Source organism: Stakelama sediminis, assembly GCF_014199335.1.
GTDB lineage: Bacteria > Pseudomonadota > Alphaproteobacteria > Sphingomonadales > Sphingomonadaceae > Sphingomonas > Sphingomonas sediminis.
Genome location: NZ_JACIJI010000001.1, coordinates 1,065,554 through 1,085,496, shown reverse-complemented (window position 1 = coordinate 1,085,496; position 19,943 = coordinate 1,065,554). Strand labels below are relative to the sequence as shown.

The following is a 19,943-nucleotide window of genomic DNA, read 5'->3' as shown; positions in this document are numbered from 1 at the left end:
CTGGTGCCGATTTCTTAGAACATCGGCATGCGCAGGCGGCGCCAGCGACTGGCGAGCGCTGCCTGCCAGATCATCAGCGTCGGCATCAGCACCAGTTCCAGCACCAGCCCGACCAGGTGACCTGTCGAAGGGGCGCCCACTTCGATCAGCGACCAAAGCCGGGCGAGCCCCCCCGCAATGATGATGGTGCCCAGCAGGCGAAAGCGAGGCCCTTCCGCCTGAATACGGGGAATGCAGCTTAAAAAACCAATGCCGATGGCTAGAAAGATACCCGAAAGATAGCGAAACTGGCTGTCCAGATCGACGGCCACGCCGCCCGGATAGCCCAGCCAGTCCGGCCCCTTGAAAATACTGACCGTCGCGGCCGTCAGCGGCACAAGGGCTGCGAGCGCGATAATCAGTTGTAACAGTCGGCGTTCGCCGTCGAGGTTCATCCGGGACTCCGTTGAAACTGGGTATTGCGCATGTTCAACCCCCGAAACACAGTTTCGGCTGCATCTTCACGGCACGGACTCGAAGATCCGGCGCAAAGACCGGCCTCAGGATTCTGACATCCGCAATAAGCGATCATGCCGGGCTGCAGAGGGCCGGGCCTTGATCAAAACAAGCGGTCGCCGCCGGGAAAAGGAATGTGCGCACGCAAAGCATTGATCCAGATTATGACGTGTCTTGCTCGCCCGCTTCAAGGGGCAATGCGGAGAAGGGAGAATAAATTTCCCGAACCGGCACAGAAATTCAGGTCGGCACGACGCTACGACTCGGTAACTCCTTGCCGCTACACAGCTTGCTATGACCAAACCGATGCCGCTTTCCAGCTTTGAACGTCTATCGCCGGTATATACGGCACAGGTGCGTCCCGGCCTGTCGGGGACGATCGACCATGCGGCGGATGCGGCGCTGCCCGCCTATCGGTTTTTGCGTTATGGATGGTTTGCTGCGGCGCTTGCCGCCTATGGGGGGGAAGCGCGCACCATTACGATCATGCGGGAGGGCGAAGTGATGGCGGCGTTGCCGCTGGTGCGTACCGGGCCGGACTGGCTGGGTATGGCGTCGGTGCCGGGCTGTTACTGGCCGTTTCGCAGCTTTCCGGTCGCCGCGGATGCCGATGCGGGGGTATTCGATACCTTGTTGAAGGCATTGCCGGTGCGCGCGTTGCGGATCGGTCCGGTCTATGACGATGATCCCGCGCTAAATCGATTGCGCGATGCGGCGCGGGCGAAGGGCTGGGCCGTGCTCCCGCGTTTCATTGCCGACAGCTATCTGCTCGACATGGCGGTATTGCGCGAAGCCGGGACCTGGCCGCGCAATTCGACGCTGCGCAAGAACCGGTTTCACGAAAAGCACCTTGGCGAACATGGCGTGCCGGACTGGTCGTTCGTGTCCGGTGCAGAGTGGAACGACGGGATGTTCGATGCCCTTGCCACAGTCGAGGAAAAGAGCTGGATTGCCGCACGTACCGATGGCAGCGACGCCAAATTTACCCGCGCCGGCCATGGTGCCTTCTGGCGTGCTGCAGCAAAAGATCCGGTCATTGCTGATATGCTGTGGGCAGCGGTGCTGCGTATTGACGGTGAACCTTCCGCCTTTTCCTTCGACATCAATGCGGGCGCGCTGAAATACGCCATTGCCAACAGCTATGATCCGAATTTTGCGAAACATTCGCCGGGAAAGTTGCTCTATTATCGCAATCTGGTACGCGCACTGGACGACGGTATGGCACGGGTTGACTGGGGGGCAGGCGACAGCGGGTATAAACGCGTCATCGGCGCCGAAAAGGGACCGGGGATCCGCGACTGGCTTTTTGTGCGTCCGGGGTTGTCGGCAATGGTCGGGCGCCTGTTCGCCAGCCGCTGGCAGGCATCGGGAAATGAAGAAGGCTGAGCGGGACGATCAGGCTTTAATCTTGATCGTAGCTGCGTCGCTCATGCTTGCGGCGATCCGGACCGCTATAGTCGGGGCTGTTGATATGGCGCCGGTCTTTGCCCGAGCGGCGTTCTTCCTGAGGCGGTTGATCTTTCTTGGTATTCGACATGAGTATTCCCTCCTGCCGAAAGGAAAATAACAGCACTTATCGATGAAATGAAATTTATTTTCTTAGATAGCGGAAATACCAGACTTCATGGTTATGGCGGCGGGCCTTGCGTTCATAGCGGGTTTGCGGCCAATCATCCGGGCGGTTCAGGAAATCGGCAGGCGTTTCTGCCAGCCATTTAAAGTCATCGCGTGCTGCCATGACCATCATCGACCAGCGGCAATAGGTCGGGTCATCGGTGCCCAGCCGGAATTCGCAACCGAACTTCAGTTTCTTCGCAATCAGGTCGAGCGGGCCGTGATTCATCATTCGCCGCTTGGCGTGGCGCGCCTTGGGCCATGGGTCGGGGTGGAGCAGATAGATGCGGTCCAGTGAGGCGTCCGGGAGCCGGGCGAGCACTTCCAGCGCATCGCCCATATGCAGCCGGATATTGGTCAGACCATTGTCGCGAATATGGCCAAGCGCGCCGACCACGCCGTTCAGAAACGGTTCGCAGCCGATAAAGCCGTGCTCCGGCCGGGCGGCAGCCTGCGCGGCAAGATGCTCGCCCGCGCCGAAGCCGATTTCGAATTCCAGCGGACGTGGGTCGCCGAACAGGGTTGTTGCGTTCAGGGGGCCTTCCTCCGGTACGCTGAGGCCGGGGAGCATGTCATCGACCAGCGCCTGTTGGCCGGCGCGCAGTTTGTGCCCCTGACGGCGGCCATACAGGCGACGAAGAATGATGGGATCGTTCATGGCCGGGTGCGCATAGGCCGGACGGCGGCACTTCGCAAATGGATGTGTCGGAAATGAAAATGGCGGCAGTCCTCCGACCGCCGCCACTTCATCGTTCGGACAGGGCAATCAGGCGGTGGCTTCCGCCGTCAGCGCAGCCTTCAGATCCTCGACCAGATCGGTGCGTTCCCACGGGAACAGATCGCCGGTCGGCTTGCGCCCGAAATGGCCATAGGCTGCGGTCGTGCTGTAAATCGGCTTGTTGAGGCCCAGATGCGTGCGGATGGCGCGCGGGGTCAGGCCGCCCAGCTTCGGGTTGGCGCGAATCGCATCCTCGATCTTGTCGTCGGCCACGGTGCCGGTGCCGTGCGTGTCGACATAGAGCGACAGCGGCTTCGACACGCCAATGGCATAGGCAAGCTGGATCGTGCAGCGCTTGGCAAGACCGGCTGCGACGATATTCTTGGCCAGATAGCGGGTGATATAGGCCGCCGACCGGTCAACCTTGGTCGGATCCTTGCCGCTGAACGCGCCGCCGCCATGCGGGGCGGCGCCGCCATAGGTGTCGACGATGATCTTGCGCCCGGTAAGGCCCGCGTCACCATCCGGCCCGCCGATTTCGAAGCTGCCGGTGGGGTTGATGTGATATTCGGTGGCGTCCGACAGCAGTTCAGCGGGAAGGATGTCGGCAACGACCTTCTTCACATAGGATTTCAGTTCGGTTTCTTTCTCGCCGCTGTCATAGCCCGGTTTGTGCTGGGTCGAAACGACGATTGCGGTGGCAGCCGCAGGCTTGCCGTTTTCGAAGCGCAGCGTGACCTGACTCTTGGCATCGGGTTCGAGGAAGGGCGCCGTGCCCGAATGACGGTCGGCGGCCATGCGCTGCAGGATCTTGTGGCTGTAGTCCAGCGTTGCGGGCATCAGGTCGGGCGTGTCATCGACGGCATAGCCGAACATGATGCCCTGATCGCCTGCGCCTTCATCCTTGTTGCCGCTGGCATCGACGCCCTGGGCGATATGCGCCGACTGGGCATGCAGGTTGTTTTCAAACTCGAAGGTTTCCCAATGGAAACCGTCCTGCTCATAACCGATACGCTTTACCGTATCGCGCACCGTCTTTTCGATCTCTTCCAGAGCGCCCGGCGCCCATTCACCGTTTTCATATACGCCCTTGCAGCGGATTTCGCCCGCCAGCACGACGAGCTGCGTGGTGGTCAGCGTTTCGCATGCAATGCGCGCCTCGGGGTCTTTGGAAAGGAAAAGGTCGACGATCGCGTCGGAAATCTGGTCGGCGACCTTGTCGGGATGACCTTCGGAAACCGATTCGGATGTGAAGAGGTAGCTTGAACGCATGCGAAACCCTCAAATTGGACATGAAATACCGGACTGCACCGGATATAAAGAATTCCTTATATCGTGCCCTAGCGACTGCGGCGACGGAACGCAACGGCCCCGATAAGGAACAGGACGCCGACGATCAGCGCCATCCGGTTTCCGACCCGCGAAAACAGGGTCGGGGGCTTTTTCGCTGGAATGGGAACGTCGATCGCTCCGGCCACGCCTTGCGGAATATGAGCGACGAGCTTGCCGTCCGCGTCGATTACCGCCGAAATGCCGGTGGGCGTGGAGCGCAGGATCGGCAGGCCTTCCTCAATCGCGCGCATCCGGGCCTGAGCAAGGTGCTCGGGCGGTCCCCATTTGCCGAACCATGCATCGTTCGACGGATTGAAGATCATGTCGGGGCGATGCGCTTCATCGACGACATGGCCGGAAAAGATGATCTCGTAACAAATCTGCATGCCGATATTGCCGAAGCCCGAAACCGCGTAACTTCGCGGGCCGGGGCCGGGTATGAAATCAATGTCCCCCATGACAAGGCGAGCGACCCCCAGTCGGCCGAGCAGCCACCGCATGGGCAGATATTCACCATAAGGAACCAGATGCGCCTTGTCGTACCGTCCCTGCAGCTTCGCGGCGGGATCGACAATGAAGACTGAATTGCCTGCGCCGGTAATCTGTTGCTGCTGATTGAAAAACAGCGCGGTTCCACCCACGAGCGCCATATCGTGCGGGCCGAGTATAGAGGCAATCGCCGCGCGGACGCTGCGCGGATCAATGCCGCCATACCATTCGACCGGATAGCCGTCCTCGATATAATAATTGACCATGCCTTCCGGCCAGACGACGAGACGCGGAACCGGGCCGGGGCGTCCGCTTAGTGCCAGCAGCTTGCGCAACACCCGCCCTGCATAATCGTCTTCATGCACGGCTTGCTGGCCGATATTCGGCTGGACCACGTGGACATGCGGGGCATTGGCGGCGGGCGGTGGAGCGTGCGGAATGATAATGCCACGAACGATCAGCAGGACCATGACGACAGCAGGCAACCGCCATTGTCGATACACGGCGGCAAGAATCGCAGCCGCCACGACGATCGTCACGCCTGACAGCGCATAGGTACCGATCCAGCTCGCCAGATGCGCAACACCGCCGACCGGCAGCCAGATTACCGCCATCGGGTTCCACGGATAGCCGGTGAACAGCGTTCCGCGCAGCCATTCGGTCAATATCCATGCAGCGCCAGCCACCAGCGCGAACCGGGTGCCCGGTACTGGTCCCTCGCGTCCGAACCGCCAGATCAGACCACCTGCAATCGCCGGATAGACGGCGAGATACAGTGCCAGCAGAACGACGGCGATATAGCCCAGCCAGGGCGGCATTTTTTCCTGAAAGTCGAAGGCGTGCTGAATCCAGTTGTCGCCGACGGTAAAAAGCCCGACGCCGAACACCCAGCCGCGCAGCATAGCCGATTTGAGCGTCGCAGCATCGTTGGTCAGCCATAGCCAGACGGTAAGGCAGATGAGCGTGACCGGCCACAGGTTGAGCGGCTCGAACCCGGTGGCGGAGGCAAGCCCGGCGATCAGGGCAATCCAGCAGGGATGGCGTTTCAGAAAAGCGAACATCGTCCGCTGCCTATCGCCGGGATGGCGCACAGAGGCAAGCCGGTGCTATAATCATCGGCATGAACCAGCTTCGCCCCTTTCATCTGGCCTTTCCCGTCCATGATATTGCCGCAGCGCGCCGTTTCTATGCCGACATACTGGGGTGTCGGGAGGGGAGGAGCGCCGAGCACTGGGTCGATTTCGACCTGTCTGGGCATCAGATCGTCGCGCATTATGATGCGAACGCCCGCCCCGTTTCCGTCACCAATGCGGTGGACGGCGATGCGGTGCCGGTGCCGCATTTCGGACTGGTGCTGACGATGGCGGACTGGAAGGCGCTGGCCGAGCGGTTGCGCGGCGCGGGTATCGACTTCGTGATCGAACCGCATATCCGGTTCGCCGGGCAGGCGGGGGAGCAGGCCACGATGTTCTTTTACGACCCCAGCGGCAACGCGCTGGAGTTCAAGGCGTTTGCCGATGACGCTATGTTGTTCGCAACCGATGATGCAGGTGCAAAATGAGCGATCCCGTCGAAGCCGATATTCCCCACAAGCTGGGCCGCGAAGAGGCGAGAGCGCGGATTGACAAGGGCATCGGCAAATTCGGCGAGCTGATCCCCGGCGGCGCGGTCGTCAACCAGACCTGGGAGGACGACCGGTTGCGGTTCACCGTTCAGGCGATGGGCCAGTCGGTCGACAGCACGCTGACCGTATTTGAGGACAGGGTGCATGCGGCGGTGTTTCTGCCGCCGTTCCTTGCGGTTTTTGCGGATAAATTGCGCGCCAAGCTGGCAAAAGAGGGACCGAAACTCCTCGAATAGGGAACCGGCCGGATGTCGTTCCGTTACAAAGGGACACAACAGGACATCCGATGAACCGCAAATTTTTCATGCTCGTCGCAGGAGCGGCAGTGTTTTGTTCCGTTCCGGCAGGCTGGCTGCTCGCCGACAATATAACGGCACATATGCGCCACGATTATGGCGGCGGCTACACGCTTGCCGCCCATAGCAGCCCGGACGGAACGCAACTTGCCGACGGCGACAGCGGCTCCACCTCGGACGGTCCGCTTGCCGACGAGCATTATTATGCGGTCGTCCCGGCCGGTTCGGACCAGAGCGCGAAGACGAGCGACGCGAATTACTGGGTCGAGTGAGGTGCAGGCGTTGCGGCAGATGCTTGTGGCGGTGCGGCTGAACTGACCCGCCAGATGGTGTTGCCGACATCGTCCGCCACCAGCAGCGCACCGGTCGCACTGATCGCCAGCCCAACCGGCCTTCCCTGTGCCTGCCCTTTGGCATTCAGGAACCCGGTGAGCAGGTCGACAGGCTTGGAATTCTTTACCGGAAATCCGTCCCCGGCGAATGGGACATAGACGACCTTGTACCCCGAAGGCGGTCGCCGGTTCCACGACCCATGTTCTGCGACCGCCGCGCCCTGTGCAAAGGAGGGGCCCAGCTTCGCATTTTCGGTAAAGACCAGCCCCAGCGGCGTGACATGCGCGCCCAGTGCATAATCGGGCCGCGCGGTATATTCGAGCAGGTCGGGCCGGAACGGGGTAACCCGGCGATCCTCATAGCCGCCCCAATAGGCCCAGGGCCAGCCGTAGAAATTGCCGAAATCGACCTGCGTCAGGTAATCGGGCGGCATATCCGACCCCATCTTGTCGCGTTCATCGACCACCGCCCACAGATTGCCCGATTGCGGATTGATCGCCATGCCGACGGGATTGCGCATGCCGGTTGCGAACAGCGCATGCTGCCCGGTTTGCGGATCGACCGACCAGATGGCAGCGCGCGTCTTGTCCGCCTCCAGCCCGTTATCGGCGATGTTGGTGCTTGACCCGATTCCGACCAGCAGATGCTTTTCCTTGGGATCGTAGATCAGGCTGCGCGTCCAGTGTTCCCCGCCGGAGGGAAGGGCGGTAAGTTTGCGCGGCTTGGCGGTGATCTGCGTCTCCCCTGTCTTATAGGGAAAGGCGAGCAGGGCGTCGGTATCCGCGACGTACAGCGTGTTGTCGAGCAGAACCATGCCGAAAGGCGAGTTGAGGCCGGTGATGAACGGGGTCTTCAGATCGGCCACTCCGTCACCATTGGTATCGCGCAACAGCGTGATCCGGTTGGCGGAGGGCGTCGCCGCGCCCGCACGCTTTTTCAGGAAGCGTGCGATCATGCCGGTAATTCCGCCGCCCTTGCCCGGCGGGGCATTGGTTTCTGCGACCAGAATATCGCCATCGGGCAAACGATAGATCCAGCGCGGATGGTCCAGACCGGTCGCGAACGCATTGACGTTCAGCCCCTTGGCCGGGATGGGGTGCGCGTCCTTTGCCCAGCCCACTGCCTTTGCAACGTCGACCGTCGGGATCGACTGGTTGCGCGGTCGGGTGAGTTCGGGAACGCGCCCGGCAACGGCATTGACGGAAAGGCGGGCAGTGTCCGGCCAGGCGGCCCAGGCAAGCACCCCGATCAGCACGATGACGAGGATGGTGCCCAGAATCTTCACATGTGTGCGCATGGCCCCTCAATAGGCGGTCGGAGCGAACAGGCAAAGGCGCAATAGTGCGCAGACCCTGATTTGGGGGCCACAGTCCGGATTCGTATTTTCAGCAATATCTGTCTGAGAATCCCGGTCGCGTCGCGGCATAGCCATGGCTGCGGGCCATTCCCTAAATCCTATTCCTCGTGCGCGTCGGCGGGCGGGTGCAGGCGCATCCGGGTGACGCGGCGCGGATCGGCTTCGGTGATTTCCAGCCGCCAGCCGCTGTCATGGTCCAGACATTCGCCCGGTTCGGGTACATGGCCCGCTAGCACGAAGGCCAAGCCGCCCAGCGTATCGACATCCTCCTCAACCTCTGACAGTCGCGGGTCGATCGCCTCGGCAACATCCTCCAGTTCGGCACGCGCATCGGCATCCCACATGCCGTCGTCAAGCGGCACCAGCATGGCAGGCGGTTCCTCGTCATGCTCATCCTCGATCTCGCCGACGATTTCCTCGACCAGATCCTCGATGGTGATCAGCCCCTCGGTACCCGAATATTCGTCTAGCACGATGGCCAGATGGGTATGGCTGGCCTGCATCTGTGCGAGCAGGTCGAGCGTACCCATGGATTGCGGGACATAAAGCGGCTGGCGGATCAGCCCGGCCAGACTGGTCGGGTGCGGTCCGCCTTCTGCCAGGATCGCGAACACGTCCTTGACGTGGATCATTCCGATCACGGTGTCGAGCTTTTCGCGATAGACGGGCAGGCGGCTGTGCCCGGCCTCGGCAAACAGCTTCACCAGGTCGGTAAAGCGCGTTTCCTCCTCCACGGCGATAACGTCGGCGCGCGGTACGCCGACATCGCCAGCATCGCGTTCGCCGAAATGCAGCAGGTTGCGCAACATCTGAAGCTCGATCGGCGACAGGTCGCCCGCCACCGGCGCTTCGGCTTCCTGCTCATGCTCATTAATGGTCGCTTCGATGCGTTCGCGCAGCGTATCCGCGCTTTCGCTGCCCGTGAACAGCGCGCGGATGCCGCGCCAGATACTGCTGCCTTCTCCATTGCCGTTACCGGCGCTACTTCGTCCCTCGTCCATCGGGTCGGTCTAGTCCTCGCATATGGGGTAAGGGTCGTGCAGGCCAAGCGCGGTCATTGCCGCGCGCTCGATATCCTCCATGGCCTCCGCTTCCGCTTCCCCCTGATGATCGAACCCCAATAAATGCAGGCACCCGTGAACAATCAAGTGGCTGGCGTGGTCTGCCACCGAAATTTCCCGTTCTTCGGCTTCTTCAGCGCACACGTCATAGGCAAGCACAATGTCGCCCAGAATGACTTCGCCGTCGTCACTGTTGCAGGTGACGGTTTCCAGCAGGTCGGGTTGAATCATCGGAAAGGAAAGCACGTTGGTCGGCTTGTCCTTGTCACGATACTGGCGGTTGAGCGTCTGTACCTCGCCATTATCGGTCAGCCGGACAGCGATTTCCATCTGCGCGGGATGAGTCAGCCATTCGCCGAAAGGGGTGCGCTCGATCGCGGCGCGCGCAGCCGTGCCCGCCAGATTTTCCCAGTCGATGGTGGATGACCAGGGCGATTCGCGTTGAACGGAAACATCAAGCATCGGACCTCCTTATTTCCGGTGCAGTGTCATGAAAACAGGACGTGAAGGCGAACAACGCATCGGTCCCGCGGTCGATCCGGATGGAAACACCATGTCAGACCGATCCTCCGGTGCCTTCATAGGCATCGACGATGCGCCCGACGATCGGGTGGCGCACGACGTCGGCGGCGGTGAAGCGGCAGACCGCGATACCTTCGACCCCTTCCAGTCGCCCGACCGCATCGGCAAGGCCGGATGCGGTGTCGCCGCCGGGCAGATCGACCTGTTTCGGGTCGCCGCACACCACCATGCGGCTATTCTGGCCGAAACGGGTGAGGAACATTTTCATCTGCGCCGGTGTGGTGTTCTGCGCTTCATCGAGAATGACAAAGGCATCGGCCAGCGTGCGCCCGCGCATGAACGCGATCGGCGCGATCTCGATCTCGCCGGAGGCGATCCGGCGTTCGACCTGTTCGGGCGGCATACAGTCATACAGCGCGTCGTAGAGCGGGCGGAGATAGGGGTCGACCTTCTCCTTCATATCGCCGGGCAGAAAGCCCAGCCGCTCGCCCGCCTCGACCGCAGGGCGCGAAAGAATCAGGCGCTGGACTGAACCGGTGATGAGCTGCGCCACGGCCTGCGCGACGGCCAGATAGGTCTTGCCGGTACCCGCCGGGCCTAGCGCGAAGATCATGTCGTTCGACACCAGCGCCTTCATATAATGGGTCTGGGCGACCGAACGCGGGACGATCGTCTTGCGCCGGGTACGGATCATGATCGACGGCGGTGTCTTTTTTTCCACCTGGATAATGCCGTCCAGCGTCGGCTCCTCGGCCATGGCGATCACCGCGTCGATCAGGCCGGTATCGATTTCCTCGCCGCGAATGACGCGCGATTGCAGTTCCTGAAGCACTTCGCGGGCATGGGCGACCGCCTCAGCAGATCCTTCTATCCCCACCTTGTCGCCACGCGCGGTGATATAGACGCCGAGTCGCTCCTCCAGCGCCAGAAGATTGGCGTCGAATTCCCCGAACAGCCGGGGCAGAAGCTGGGGCCGGTCGAAACTGACTTCGACCCGGCTGCGTTCGCCGGCATGGGCGGCGGCGGTGGGTTTTCGGCTCATGCAATCCTTTCGAACAGGCGTCCGAGACGCGCGGGGCGGGCAACGAAAAAGCGAAAACGGGCGGGATGAGCGACAACAGTGCGCAACGGGCGGGCAAAGGGTCCGCCAAACTCGGTCGAGAGAGCGACAACGGTCATCCGAAACAGACTTTGGCAGAGCAGATGCGCGGAGGACAGCCTGTTTTTTCGCTATACCGCGCTTTGACGGAGATCGTTGCCGCGATGCCGCACCAGAAAAGGGGAGCCTTCGCCCCAGGTTGCTTACCCATTGCTTTCGGGTTGGTTTTTCGTGCGTTCAGAATCGGAGGCGCAAAGTTCGACCCTGTCGCGCGTCGGATGTGCGACAGGTGAGTCGAGCAGGAGAAGTTGAATGCGTATCCCGTTGCTTGCGGCAGTTGCCGCCATTGCCTTGCTTCCCGGAATTGCCAGTGCCCAGAGCGCACGCGAAATACGACACGATCAGAAGGAAGTCCGTCAGGACAAACGCGAGGTTAATCGCGACGTGCGTCGGGGTGACTATCGGGAGGCGCGACAGGATCGCCGCGATCTGCGTCGCGACCGCCGGGAAACGCGGGAGGACTGGCGTGACTATCGCCGGACTCATCGTGATGTGTACCGTCGTCCGGCCTATGTCGGTCCGCACGGCTATCGCTATCGCCCGGTCGCGGTGGGGTATCGTTTCGCAGCGCCTTATTATGCCCGCCGCTACTGGATCAGCGACTGGGCGACCTATCGGCTGCCGCGCCCGGCGGCCTATCATCGCTGGGTCCGCTACGGCAATGATGCGGTACTGGTGAACATGCGCACCGGCCGCGTGTTGCGGGTCTATACCGGGTTTTTCTGGTAAGATTTGCAAGGAAGGGTCCGTGCCGGCATCGCACGGACCTTTCTTTCAGGCGGCTGCCTGCAGAATTTGGATGCCGCCAAGGCTGTTCGGGCCAGCACTTTCGATTTCGACCTCGATCAGATCGCCGACCTGTGCGTCGGTGATGAGGTGCACCGATTGCAGCCAGGGGGACTTGCCGACCATCTGCCCCGGACGACGGCCCTTGCGTTCGATCAGTACGGGACAGCGTTTGCCGACGGTCGCCTGATTGAAGGCAAGCTGATGCCGGTTGAGTGCGGCCTGCAGGCGTTGCAGCCGCTCGTCGGCGACTTCCGCAGCGATGAAGTCCCCGGTCATCGCTGCCGCCGGAGTGCCGGGGCGGGGCGAATATTTGAAGCTGAAACAGTGCGCATAGCCGACTTCCTCGACCAGGCTCAGCGTGTCTTCGAACTCGGCATCGGTTTCGCCGGGAAAACCGACGATGAAGTCGCCTGACAGCGCGATATCGGGTCGTACGGTTCGCACACGATCGAGAATGCGCAGATAAGAATCGCGATTATGGCTGCGGTTCATCGCCTTCAGCACGCGATCATTGCCCGCCTGTACCGGCAGGTGAAGATAGGGCATCAGCTTTTCGACATCGGCATGCGCGTCGATCAGTCCCTGCGTCATGTCGTTGGGATGGCTGGTGGTATAACGGATGCGTGCCAGCCCCTCGATCCGGTCAAGGGCGCGGATCAGGGCGTCCAGTCCGCGCCCGTCGGCATCGGTCCAGGCATTGACGTTCTGTCCCAGCAGGGTGATTTCCTTCGCCCCCGCATCGACCAGCGCCTTCGCCTCATCGACGATCGCGGCAAAGGGGCGCGAAACCTCCGCGCCGCGAGTATAGGGCACGACGCAATAGGTGCAGAATTTGTCGCAACCTTCCTGCACGGTCAGGAACGCCGACGGGGCGACCTTGCGGCGACCCGGCAATGCGCCGAATTTGGAATCGACCGGCATATCGGTATCGAGAGCCGCTTGTCCGGTGACGGCCTTCGCGATCAGCGCGGGCAGATTGTGATAAGCCTGCGGCCCGACCACGACATCCACCTTGGCGCGGCGCACAATCTCCTCACCCTCGGCCTGCGCGACGCAACCGGCCACCGCGACCATCGGTGCGCGGCCGTCCTTGCGTAGCCGCCCGATCTCCGAATAGACTTTCTCGGTCGCCTTTTCGCGAATGTGGCAGGTGTTGAGCACGACCAGATCGGCCGATTCCGCATCGGTCGCGGTCAGGCCCTGCTGAGCCATCAATTCGCCCATGCGCTCGCCGTCATAGACATTCATCTGACAGCCATAGGATTTGACGTGATAGGTCTTGGGAGTGGTCGCCATAATGTTCGCGCTATAGGGATTTGTGTTGTCTGGGTCGAGAGCGGGGTAGCGCTGTTCAGATCAACAAGGCGATTGCGGCGATAATGAACGAGGCAATTGTCATCGCTCGGTAGAGCGTGTTTAACTTTCTGCATTTTGAAGCCGGGAAAATACGACGATGATGGTTGCGAATTGCGGCCGCTTTGCCTGGATAGAATCCGACGTCGGCTGTTTGCGCACTGCCCTTTGAAGACGCATTAATCTCCGAAATCATCCTCACGGTGTTATGGGCGCTCAGTGTCCCGCAAATTACCCCAACAACGGCCAATTGAAGTAATGCAAGTATTTTCCAGTCCACCGATCCACGCCGTCAATAGGGAAAGGGGCGTAGCGGTTCGCCCAGTACCTTGACCAGCGCTTCCTCGATCCGCTTGCGGCTTTCGGCGGCGATGGCTTTGCGACCGGGAAATTCCGATGGGTAGAAGGGTTCGAGATAGTGCACCGTCACCGGGAAGCTGCCCTTGCGCGACAGGACGCGGATGGCGTTGTCCTTGCCCGACTCGATGCCGACCCAGCCGATTTCCTCACCCACTTCGCGCTGATATTCAAGCAGGACCGGCTGCACCATCACGCCGGGCGGCGGGGGTTCGAGCACACGCAGCATCGACGTCTTGAAGCGCAGCAGCGACAGCCCGTCGGTGGTGGTGCCTTCGGGAAAGACGGTCACCGACCAGTTATCCTCCAGCGCGTCGCGAAGCTGGTTGATCTGTTCGGCGACTCCCATCCGGTCTTCCCGTTTCACGAACACGGTGCGGTTGAGCGTCGACAGCCAGCCGACCACGGGGGCGGCGCGAATCTCCGCCTTGGCGACAAAGGCGGTGCCGCTTGCGCCCGCCAGTGCCAGAATGTCGATCCACGACAGATGGTTGGAAATATAGAAGACGTCGCGTTTCAGCGGCACGCCCTTCACCCGGACCCGTGCCCCGGAAATCCGGCCGCAGGCCCGCAGGAACCAGCGCGGCCAGGGCGAGGGCAGGTGCAGCAAGCGCCAGAGATAGTGAAACGGCACGCAGATGAGGACGCACAGGATCATCAGCGCGGCGCGGATAGAGAGGCGGACCCAGCCGATCCTGCTGACCGGCGGCGGATTGCCTGTAGCGGCCTCAGCCCTTGCGGTTGAGCGAGACTCCATACAACTCCATGCGGTGATCGACGAGGCGGAAGCCCAGCCGTTCCGCGATCTGTTTTTGCAGTTGTTCGAGTTCGGGATCGACGAATTCGATCACCTTGCCGGTTTCGACGTCGATCAGATGGTCGTGATGCGCTTCAGGCGCGGGTTCATAGCGCGCGCGGCCGTCGCCGAAATCGTGACGGTCGAGAATACCCGCTTCTTCGAACAGGCGGACGGTGCGATAGACGGTGGCGATGGAGATGCCGGGGTCGATCGCGGAGGCGCGCTCATAAACCTTTTCGACATCAGGGTGATCTTCAGCTTCCGACAGGACTCGCGCAATCACGCGGCGCTGCTCGGTAATGCGCAGCCCCTTTTCCTGACACAGTGCTTCCAGATCGATTTTACGCGGCATTCCCTTCCTTCCTAAACGCCGATGTAGCCATATCGGCCGGGATAGGGAAGCCATTGCATGGCCGGGGGTGGCGCGTGACGCGCTCCCCGGCCTGCGACTTGCGCGATTCAGCGCTTGCGGCGTTTGGTGCCCAGGCCGATCTTCTTCGCAAGATTGCGACGCTGCTCAGCATAATTGGGTGCGACCATCGGATAGTCCGGCGACAAATTCCATTTGGCGCGATATTCTTCCGGCGTCATGTCATAATGCGTCATCAGGTGACGCTTGAGCATCTTCAGCTTCTTGCCGTCTTCGAGGCAGACAATATAGTCCGGTTTCACCGAAGCGCGGATCGAAACAGCAGGCTCCTGCTTGACTTCGGGTTCTTCCGGTTCACCGTTCAGGCCCGAAAGTGCACCATGAACATTCTGAATCAGCAGGGGGAGATCGGAAACCGCAACACTGTTATTGCTGACATGTGCGGCCACGATGTCGGCAGTCAGCGTGACCAGCGTCTCGTGCATGTCCGACTGATTTTCCATTATTTTCCTTTCAAACAACTTATTTGCAACAGGACTTCAACCCCCTGAGGGCGTTGCCTATCCTATTGTTGCGTTATTTATTCAAGGGTAAAGTTGTTCAAAAGGGCTATTCATGCATTAATTTACAGCGGAAACTATGTGCATCGAATAACTTCCCGTTCATCCCACAGTAATATTTGGGACGTTCACCGACTTTTGTGAAACCTTCCCGATGATATAAAGAGGTAGCGGGATTATTGGCGCGCACTTCGAGATGAAGCGTTTCAACGCCACGACTGAGGCAATCCTGAATGACAGACCGCAGCAGTGCACCTCCGACGCCATGGCGACGCATTGCCGGTCGTACCGCCAGCAACAGCAGTTCGGCATCGTCGAAAATTGCCCGGCTGAGCGCGAAGCCCGCAGGCTGATCGTCAAGCACGGCGATTGAAAGCCAGGTGCCGGGTAGCGCCAGAATGCCGGTGCACTGCGACGGCGTCCATGCTTCGCCATATTGCGGGTCGAACGCATCGGCCATGATCTGATTGACCGTCGGAATATCGCCTTCGCCGCCGGGGCGGATATTGGCGATGCGCAGGCGCGTACTCATGGCTTCGGCTTTGCATCGGGTGCACGGCCGTATATCGGGCGCGGCGCCAGCCGGACGAATTCGGTCGGCAGCAACAGCGCATCGACAGCGCGCGGCAAAGCTTCGGTCGCATGCACTGCCGAATCCAGCGCAGTCAGATGGCGCACGCCACTACCGATTGCAGGCAACTCTCCCAGCGTAATAAGCGCGGCGTCGGGACGCTGGGAGGAAAGATCACCGAGCGTCCGGAATGGAGAGGTGGCGAAATGCTGCATGAAGACTTCACCGTGCCCGCCTTCGAGCACAACCGCAAGCGCCTCGCAGTCCGGATGGTTCGAAAAATGCGCTGCCGCCAGCAGGGGAAGCGAAGAATAACCGTGCACCGGCACTTCCCAGCCCAGTCCCAGTCCGCGTGCCGCGGCGATGCCGACCCGCACGCCGGTAAAGCTGCCGGGACCGCAATCCACCAGGATCGCGTCCGCGCGTCCGCTTTCCGCCAATTCAGCGACCATCGGCAACAGATGTTCGGCATGGCCGCGCCCGACAACATCGTGCCGGGCGTCGACAATATGTCCGTCCTCGATCAGCGCGACGGAACAGGCAGCGGTGGCCGTATCAAGGACGAGCGTGCGCAAGGATAATCAGGCGATCCGGTTGAACTTGTCGAATTCGGGACGCGGGCTGCGATCGAAAATGGTCGACGGGTCGCCATAACCCAGCGTCGAGATGAAATTGGTTTTCACATTCGGGGTGTCGGCGAAAAATGCCTTGTTCACCGCATCCGCATCAAAGCCGGACATCGGACCGGTGTCGAGGCCGATCGCGCGCGCAGCAATGATGAAATAGGCGCCCTGAAGCGAAGAGTTACGGAACGCATGGTCCTTGCGCATCGCAAGATTGCCCTCAAACCAGCTCTTCGCATCGGCATGGGGAAACAGCCACGGCAAGTGTTCGTGAAACTCTTCGTCCATGCCGATCACCACAGCGGCGGGGGCCGCACGTATCTTGTCCGGATTATTCCCGCCTGCGCAATCAGCAAGCCTGTTCTTTGCATCGTCGCTCAGGCACCAGACGAATCGCGCTGGTTGCTGATTGGCCGAGGTCGGCCCCATTTTCAGCAGGTCGTAAATCTGCCGGATATCCGCTTCGGTGACCGGCTGATCGGTGTAGCCGTTATAGGTGCGGGCGGTACGGAAAATGGTATCGAGCCCGGTGTCGTCGAGCGGCTTTCCCATAGCGATAATCCTTGTTCGTTTGAGGCCGTGTTATACAGCGCGGACTTCGGTGACTTCCGGGACGTAATATTTCAGCAGTTGCTCGATCCCGTTTTTAAGCGTCGCAGTGGACGACGGGCAGCCCGAGCATGCGCCCTGCATTTGCAGATAAACCTTGCCCTGATCAAAGCCGCGATAGACGATGTCGCCGCCGTCATTGGCGACCGCAGGACGTACGCGCGTGTCGATCAGATCGCGGATTTGCGCGATGATATCGGCGTCTTCGGGATTATCGGCGAATTCCGTTTCCTCGCCCGGTACATTGATCCCGGCGGCGGTGCCGGGTTTGAACAGCGGCATGTTGGCGGAGAAATGGTCGAGCATCGTCGCCAGTACATCGGGTTTGAGCTGCACCCAGTCCACCCCCGGCGCGGCGGTGACCGACACGAAATCCTTGCCGAAGAACACGCCTGTAACATCGCACAGCCCGAACAGGGTTTCGGCAAGCGGAGAGGCTTCGGCCTCTTCGGGTGTCGCGAAATCGCGGGTTCCCGCCTCCATGACCGTACGGCCGGGAAGGAATTTGAGGGTTGCCGGATTCGGCGTGGTCTCGGTTTCGATCAGCATGATCGCCATGTGGGCCGCCGCCTGCGCGGGATCAAGCCTGTATGAGAGAAACGGTTCGTTTCACGTATATGCGAAAGGTACAGTCGGCGCTTTATGCTTCAACATTCAGGGAAAAGAGGCTGACCCTAGGCCGTAAACCCATAAACGGCATCGTCGAAGCGTTCAAAGGGCGAACAGATCGGGCCGAACGACGCGCGGCAAAGGCTCTTTGCCTTTGCAAGCGGCGTTCGGTTCGAGATGGAAGCCATTTGGACGTCCCTGCGGGATTTGGCCAAAACGGCCCGGTGCGGCGTCGAAAATTCTGGAAATATTGACATATTCCTGCGTCTTTTCTCCTTGCACCACGCCATTTTGGCTCAAACCTCGACGATGCCCTTTATGGGTTTACGGCCTAAATACCCGCCGCGCGGACCGGCATTCGGAGCACCATGTCGCTGGAGGTCATATACAGCATCCTGCCGTCGCTGCCGCCGAAACAGCAATTCGCGATTGGTTTTCCGGTGGCGATCAGGCCCAGTTTCGCGCCCTGCGGCGACAGGATGTACATTCCGCCAGGACCGCTGGCGAACAGCCATCCGTCTTTGTGCACCGTCATGCCGTCCGGCAGGCCGGGGGCGCCACTGTCTGCTTCCTGCGCAAAGTTGCGCAATGTGGCCGGCGCACCGGAGGGCAGCCCGTCGGCACCCAGCGGATAGGTGAGGAGGACCGGGCGTTTTTCGTCGGAGACGGAGATGTAGAGCGTCCGCTCATCGGGCGACAGGCCCACGCCGTTCGGTCGGGTCAGCTTGTCGATCAGGGTTACCTGCCCATCGGGCGTCAGGCGATAGACGCCGTTGAAATCCAGTTCCTTGAGCGGGGACTTGTCGCCGTCGGTCAGGCCATAGGGCGGATCAGTGAAATAAATCGCGCCTGTCCGCGACAGCACCAGATCGTTGCAACTGTTGAACCGCTTGCCCTGATAGCGACCGGCCAGAATGGTTTTCTTTTTGGTGGCGAGATCCAGCCGTGCGACCGCGCGTGTCCCGCTGTCCGCCATCAGCACTGTGGTGCCGCCCGCATAATATAGACCGTTCGACCCGGCCTCGCGAACCGTGGGTGGAACGGGACCGGCAAGGCCCGACGGTTGCAGGAACAGCGTGTCGCCACTGCCTTCACTCCACCGCCACATCTGGTTCTTCGGAACGTCCGAATAGAGCAGATAGCCGCCATCGCCGACCCAGGTCGGACCCTCGACCCATTGATGCCCGGTCGTCAGCACTTCGATCGGTGCGGACGCATCGAGGATCGCATCCAGCCGTGGGTCGAAACGCGTTACCTTGCCCGTCGTTTTGTGAGGAGAGCCGGCCAGACCGGCAGCACAGGCGGCAGTGGGGAATGCGGTGGCGGCAGCGAGCAGGGAACGGCGGTTCCACATGGCATGTTTCCTCAAACTACCCGGCCCGCAACCGCGTCGAGCTTGCTTAGCAGGTCGGGATCGCGGACTTGCGATGCGGTGATGAGGGCGGTGTCGAGACAGGTGTCGATGGGGGAGGCAGGGCGCTCTTCCGGCAGCGCGCGCAGCAGGTTGACGACCATCGCGCGCGCTTTTTCGGCGTTGGCGGATAGCTGCGCGATCACCTGTGCCACGTCGACGGCGGCTTCCTCTTCGCGCCAGCAGTCATAGTCGGTGACCATGCCGACCAGCGCATAGGGCAGTTCGGCTTCGCGCGCGAGCCTGGCCTCCGGCATCGCGGTCATGCCGATCAGGTCGCAGCCCCATTGACGATAGAGGTTGCTTTCGGCGCGCGTCGAAAATTGCGGTCCCTCCATGGCCAGATAGGTGCCGCCTTCCTGCACCGTAGCACCCGCATCGCGTGCGGCCTGTGCCGCCAGCGCGGACAGGCGCGGGCAGACCGGATCGGCCATCGAGACATGCGCGACCATGCCGGTGCCGAAAAAGCTCGACGGGCGCCCTTTGGTGCGATCAATGAACTGATCGACGATGGTGAAGGTGCCCGGTGCGCGTTCCTCCGTCAGCCCGCCGACCGAGGAAACCGCCAGCACATCGGTGACGCCCAGCCGCTTGAGCACGTCGATATTGGCGCGTGCGTTGAGGTCCGACGGGCTGATGCGATGGCCGCGCCCGTGGCGGGGAAGGAAGGCGACATGCGCATGGCCGATGCGCCCGGTAAAGATTTCGTCGGATGGCGCGCCCCAGGGGCTGTGCACCTCCACCCATTTGCCGTCCTCGATCCCTTCGACGTCATACAGGCCCGATCCGCCGATAATTCCAATCGTCCAGCCGCCCATTGCCTGCTCCTTTCGGTTCTCGCCAGCGGGGACGCTAACGATTTGCTAACCCTTGTCGTCAATAGGTTGGTCAC

Annotated in this window: 26 protein-coding genes; 6 read left to right on the top strand and 20 right to left on the bottom strand. The window is 61.2% G+C overall.

Annotated elements, in window-relative coordinates; genetic code table 11:
- Positions 1 to 14 precede the first annotated feature (14 nt).
- Positions 15 to 434 (bottom strand): DUF4345 domain-containing protein, encoded by a 420-nt coding sequence (locus FHR23_RS05580; protein ID WP_184001881.1) that lies wholly within the window; start codon positions 432 to 434, stop codon positions 15 to 17.
- A 355-nt stretch (positions 435 to 789) separates the two neighbouring features.
- On the opposite strand from FHR23_RS05580, the gene FHR23_RS05575 reads away from it, so the two are divergent.
- Both FHR23_RS05575 and FHR23_RS05570 read left to right on the top strand, forming a co-directional pair.
- Positions 790 to 1,881: a GNAT family N-acetyltransferase gene (locus FHR23_RS05575; RefSeq protein ID WP_184001880.1), complete on the top strand. Its 1,092-nt coding sequence runs from the start codon at positions 790 to 792 to the stop codon at positions 1,879 to 1,881.
- Complete coding sequence (locus tag FHR23_RS05570; protein WP_184001879.1) at positions 1,868 to 2,062, top strand: hypothetical protein; 195 nt, start codon at positions 1,868 to 1,870, stop codon at positions 2,060 to 2,062. Before FHR23_RS05575 ends, FHR23_RS05570 begins: the two co-directional genes overlap by 14 nt.
- Before the next feature lie 24 nt (positions 2,063 to 2,086).
- On the opposite strand, the gene trmB is transcribed toward FHR23_RS05570, so the two are convergent.
- The 3 genes from trmB to lnt all read right to left on the bottom strand — a co-directional run bounded on the left by trmB (position 2,087) and on the right by lnt (position 5,709).
- Positions 2,087 to 2,767 carry a tRNA (guanosine(46)-N7)-methyltransferase TrmB gene (trmB, locus tag FHR23_RS05565; protein WP_184001878.1) on the bottom strand — a complete coding sequence of 227 codons (681 nt, stop codon included), beginning with the start codon at positions 2,765 to 2,767 and terminating at the stop codon, positions 2,087 to 2,089.
- Between the two features lie 108 nt (positions 2,768 to 2,875).
- Positions 2,876 to 4,099 carry a methionine adenosyltransferase gene (metK, locus tag FHR23_RS05560; RefSeq protein WP_184001877.1) on the bottom strand — a complete coding sequence of 408 codons (1,224 nt, stop codon included), beginning with the start codon at positions 4,097 to 4,099 and terminating at the stop codon, positions 2,876 to 2,878.
- 68 nt (positions 4,100 to 4,167) lie between these two features.
- A complete protein-coding gene (lnt, locus tag FHR23_RS05555; RefSeq protein WP_184001876.1) occupies positions 4,168 to 5,709 on the bottom strand; it encodes an apolipoprotein N-acyltransferase in 1,542 nt (513 codons plus the stop codon).
- A 59-nt stretch (positions 5,710 to 5,768) separates the two neighbouring features.
- Here lnt and FHR23_RS05550 point away from each other — a divergent pair, with 59 nt between their 5' ends.
- Genes FHR23_RS05550 through FHR23_RS05540 form a run of 3 tightly spaced genes read left to right on the top strand, consistent with a single transcriptional unit; the run spans position 5,769 to position 6,840 of the window.
- Entirely contained in the window at positions 5,769 to 6,209 is a 441-nt protein-coding gene (locus tag FHR23_RS05550; protein ID WP_184001875.1) for a VOC family protein, read from the top strand.
- Entirely contained in the window at positions 6,206 to 6,508 is a 303-nt protein-coding gene (locus tag FHR23_RS05545; protein WP_184001874.1) for a polyhydroxyalkanoic acid system family protein, read from the top strand. The genes FHR23_RS05550 and FHR23_RS05545 overlap by 4 nt, the downstream gene beginning before the upstream one ends.
- Before the next feature lie 50 nt (positions 6,509 to 6,558).
- Positions 6,559 to 6,840: a hypothetical protein gene (locus tag FHR23_RS05540; protein WP_184001873.1), complete on the top strand. Its 282-nt coding sequence runs from the start codon at positions 6,559 to 6,561 to the stop codon at positions 6,838 to 6,840.
- Here the strand turns inward: FHR23_RS05540 and FHR23_RS05535 are convergent.
- The 4 genes from FHR23_RS05535 to FHR23_RS05520 all read right to left on the bottom strand — a co-directional run bounded on the left by FHR23_RS05535 (position 6,825) and on the right by FHR23_RS05520 (position 10,883).
- Positions 6,825 to 8,198: a PQQ-dependent sugar dehydrogenase gene (locus FHR23_RS05535; RefSeq protein WP_184001872.1), complete on the bottom strand. Its 1,374-nt coding sequence runs from the start codon at positions 8,196 to 8,198 to the stop codon at positions 6,825 to 6,827. The genes FHR23_RS05540 and FHR23_RS05535 overlap by 16 nt on opposite strands.
- Positions 8,199 to 8,356: 158 nt before the next feature.
- Positions 8,357 to 9,259 carry a hemolysin family protein gene (locus FHR23_RS05530; protein WP_184001871.1) on the bottom strand — a complete coding sequence of 301 codons (903 nt, stop codon included), beginning with the start codon at positions 9,257 to 9,259 and terminating at the stop codon, positions 8,357 to 8,359.
- 9 nt (positions 9,260 to 9,268) lie between these two features.
- A complete protein-coding gene (gene ybeY, locus FHR23_RS05525) occupies positions 9,269 to 9,781 on the bottom strand; it encodes an rRNA maturation RNase YbeY (RefSeq protein WP_184001870.1) in 513 nt (170 codons plus the stop codon).
- Positions 9,782 to 9,875: 94 nt separating this feature from the next.
- Positions 9,876 to 10,883, bottom strand: a complete 1,008-nt coding sequence (locus tag FHR23_RS05520; protein WP_184001869.1) for a PhoH family protein — start codon at positions 10,881 to 10,883, stop codon at positions 9,876 to 9,878.
- 369 nt (positions 10,884 to 11,252) lie between these two features.
- On the opposite strand from FHR23_RS05520, the gene FHR23_RS05515 reads away from it, so the two are divergent.
- On the top strand, positions 11,253 to 11,729 hold the full coding sequence (locus FHR23_RS05515; protein ID WP_184001868.1) for an RcnB family protein: 477 nt from the start codon (positions 11,253 to 11,255) through the stop codon (positions 11,727 to 11,729).
- Positions 11,730 to 11,774: 45 nt separating this feature from the next.
- Here FHR23_RS05515 and miaB read toward each other — a convergent pair whose 3' ends face one another.
- The 12 genes from miaB to FHR23_RS05455 all read right to left on the bottom strand — a co-directional run bounded on the left by miaB (position 11,775) and on the right by FHR23_RS05455 (position 19,869).
- Positions 11,775 to 13,085, bottom strand: coding sequence for a tRNA (N6-isopentenyl adenosine(37)-C2)-methylthiotransferase MiaB (gene miaB, locus FHR23_RS05510; protein WP_184001867.1), 1,311 nt, complete (start codon positions 13,083 to 13,085; stop codon positions 11,775 to 11,777).
- A 55-nt stretch (positions 13,086 to 13,140) separates the two neighbouring features.
- The gene (locus tag FHR23_RS05505) at positions 13,141 to 13,422 is read right to left on the bottom strand and encodes a hypothetical protein (RefSeq protein WP_184001866.1); all 282 of its coding nucleotides are present in this window, start codon (positions 13,420 to 13,422) and stop codon (positions 13,141 to 13,143) included.
- 12 nt (positions 13,423 to 13,434) lie between these two features.
- Positions 13,435 to 14,256 carry a lysophospholipid acyltransferase family protein gene (locus FHR23_RS05500; RefSeq protein ID WP_184001865.1) on the bottom strand — a complete coding sequence of 274 codons (822 nt, stop codon included), beginning with the start codon at positions 14,254 to 14,256 and terminating at the stop codon, positions 13,435 to 13,437.
- Entirely contained in the window at positions 14,228 to 14,650 is a 423-nt protein-coding gene (locus FHR23_RS05495; protein ID WP_184001864.1) for a Fur family transcriptional regulator, read from the bottom strand. The genes FHR23_RS05500 and FHR23_RS05495 overlap by 29 nt, the downstream gene beginning before the upstream one ends.
- Positions 14,651 to 14,757: 107 nt before the next feature.
- A complete protein-coding gene (locus FHR23_RS05490) occupies positions 14,758 to 15,171 on the bottom strand; it encodes a Ros/MucR family transcriptional regulator (protein WP_184001863.1) in 414 nt (137 codons plus the stop codon).
- A 106-nt stretch (positions 15,172 to 15,277) separates the two neighbouring features.
- Entirely contained in the window at positions 15,278 to 15,760 is a 483-nt protein-coding gene (locus FHR23_RS05485; protein WP_184001862.1) for a GNAT family N-acetyltransferase, read from the bottom strand.
- Entirely contained in the window at positions 15,757 to 16,374 is a 618-nt protein-coding gene (gene tsaB, locus FHR23_RS05480; RefSeq protein ID WP_184001861.1) for a tRNA (adenosine(37)-N6)-threonylcarbamoyltransferase complex dimerization subunit type 1 TsaB, read from the bottom strand. Before tsaB ends, FHR23_RS05485 begins: the two co-directional genes overlap by 4 nt.
- A gap of 6 nt (positions 16,375 to 16,380) precedes the next feature.
- Complete coding sequence (locus FHR23_RS05475; RefSeq protein ID WP_184001860.1) at positions 16,381 to 16,974, bottom strand: malonic semialdehyde reductase; 594 nt, start codon at positions 16,972 to 16,974, stop codon at positions 16,381 to 16,383.
- A gap of 30 nt (positions 16,975 to 17,004) precedes the next feature.
- Complete coding sequence (locus FHR23_RS05470; RefSeq protein ID WP_184002200.1) at positions 17,005 to 17,580, bottom strand: NifU family protein; 576 nt, start codon at positions 17,578 to 17,580, stop codon at positions 17,005 to 17,007.
- Positions 17,581 to 17,742: 162 nt separating this feature from the next.
- Positions 17,743 to 17,940 (bottom strand): hypothetical protein, encoded by a 198-nt coding sequence (locus FHR23_RS05465; protein WP_184001859.1) that lies wholly within the window; start codon positions 17,938 to 17,940, stop codon positions 17,743 to 17,745.
- A 31-nt stretch (positions 17,941 to 17,971) separates the two neighbouring features.
- Positions 17,972 to 18,994, bottom strand: coding sequence for an SMP-30/gluconolactonase/LRE family protein (locus tag FHR23_RS05460; protein WP_184001858.1), 1,023 nt, complete (start codon positions 18,992 to 18,994; stop codon positions 17,972 to 17,974).
- An 11-nt stretch (positions 18,995 to 19,005) separates the two neighbouring features.
- A complete protein-coding gene (locus tag FHR23_RS05455; protein WP_184001857.1) occupies positions 19,006 to 19,869 on the bottom strand; it encodes an S-methyl-5'-thioadenosine phosphorylase in 864 nt (287 codons plus the stop codon).
- Between the last annotated feature and the right edge of the window lie 74 nt (positions 19,870 to 19,943).

Bases quoted from the DNA above. Each gene is read 5' to 3' on its own strand.
- FHR23_RS05550 (WP_184001875.1), top strand. From the start codon at position 5,769: ATGAACCAGCTTCGCCCCTTTCATCTGGCCTTTCCCGTCCATGATATT.
- FHR23_RS05460 (WP_184001858.1), bottom strand. From the start codon at position 18,994: ATGTGGAACCGCCGTTCCCTGCTCGCTGCCGCCACCGCATTCCCCACT.
- FHR23_RS05575 (WP_184001880.1), top strand. From the start codon at position 790: ATGACCAAACCGATGCCGCTTTCCAGCTTTGAACGTCTATCGCCGGTA.
- FHR23_RS05490 (WP_184001863.1), bottom strand. From the start codon at position 15,171: ATGGAAAATCAGTCGGACATGCACGAGACGCTGGTCACGCTGACTGCC.
- FHR23_RS05530 (WP_184001871.1), bottom strand. From the start codon at position 9,259: ATGGACGAGGGACGAAGTAGCGCCGGTAACGGCAATGGAGAAGGCAGC.
- FHR23_RS05495 (WP_184001864.1), bottom strand. From the start codon at position 14,650: ATGCCGCGTAAAATCGATCTGGAAGCACTGTGTCAGGAAAAGGGGCTG.
- FHR23_RS05515 (WP_184001868.1), top strand. From the start codon at position 11,253: ATGCGTATCCCGTTGCTTGCGGCAGTTGCCGCCATTGCCTTGCTTCCC.
- FHR23_RS05470 (WP_184002200.1), bottom strand. From the start codon at position 17,580: ATGCTGATCGAAACCGAGACCACGCCGAATCCGGCAACCCTCAAATTC.
- FHR23_RS05580 (WP_184001881.1), bottom strand. From the start codon at position 434: ATGAACCTCGACGGCGAACGCCGACTGTTACAACTGATTATCGCGCTC.
- FHR23_RS05535 (WP_184001872.1), bottom strand. From the start codon at position 8,198: ATGCGCACACATGTGAAGATTCTGGGCACCATCCTCGTCATCGTGCTG.
- FHR23_RS05500 (WP_184001865.1), bottom strand. From the start codon at position 14,256: ATGGAGTCTCGCTCAACCGCAAGGGCTGAGGCCGCTACAGGCAATCCG.
- metK (WP_184001877.1), bottom strand. From the start codon at position 4,099: ATGCGTTCAAGCTACCTCTTCACATCCGAATCGGTTTCCGAAGGTCAT.
- ybeY (WP_184001870.1), bottom strand. From the start codon at position 9,781: ATGCTTGATGTTTCCGTTCAACGCGAATCGCCCTGGTCATCCACCATC.
- lnt (WP_184001876.1), bottom strand. From the start codon at position 5,709: ATGTTCGCTTTTCTGAAACGCCATCCCTGCTGGATTGCCCTGATCGCC.
- FHR23_RS05485 (WP_184001862.1), bottom strand. From the start codon at position 15,760: ATGAGTACGCGCCTGCGCATCGCCAATATCCGCCCCGGCGGCGAAGGC.
- FHR23_RS05520 (WP_184001869.1), bottom strand. From the start codon at position 10,883: ATGAGCCGAAAACCCACCGCCGCCGCCCATGCCGGCGAACGCAGCCGG.
- FHR23_RS05540 (WP_184001873.1), top strand. From the start codon at position 6,559: ATGAACCGCAAATTTTTCATGCTCGTCGCAGGAGCGGCAGTGTTTTGT.
- FHR23_RS05455 (WP_184001857.1), bottom strand. From the start codon at position 19,869: ATGGGCGGCTGGACGATTGGAATTATCGGCGGATCGGGCCTGTATGAC.
- FHR23_RS05545 (WP_184001874.1), top strand. From the start codon at position 6,206: ATGAGCGATCCCGTCGAAGCCGATATTCCCCACAAGCTGGGCCGCGAA.
- FHR23_RS05570 (WP_184001879.1), top strand. From the start codon at position 1,868: ATGAAGAAGGCTGAGCGGGACGATCAGGCTTTAATCTTGATCGTAGCT.
- trmB (WP_184001878.1), bottom strand. From the start codon at position 2,767: ATGAACGATCCCATCATTCTTCGTCGCCTGTATGGCCGCCGTCAGGGG.
- FHR23_RS05475 (WP_184001860.1), bottom strand. From the start codon at position 16,974: ATGGGAAAGCCGCTCGACGACACCGGGCTCGATACCATTTTCCGTACC.
- miaB (WP_184001867.1), bottom strand. From the start codon at position 13,085: ATGGCGACCACTCCCAAGACCTATCACGTCAAATCCTATGGCTGTCAG.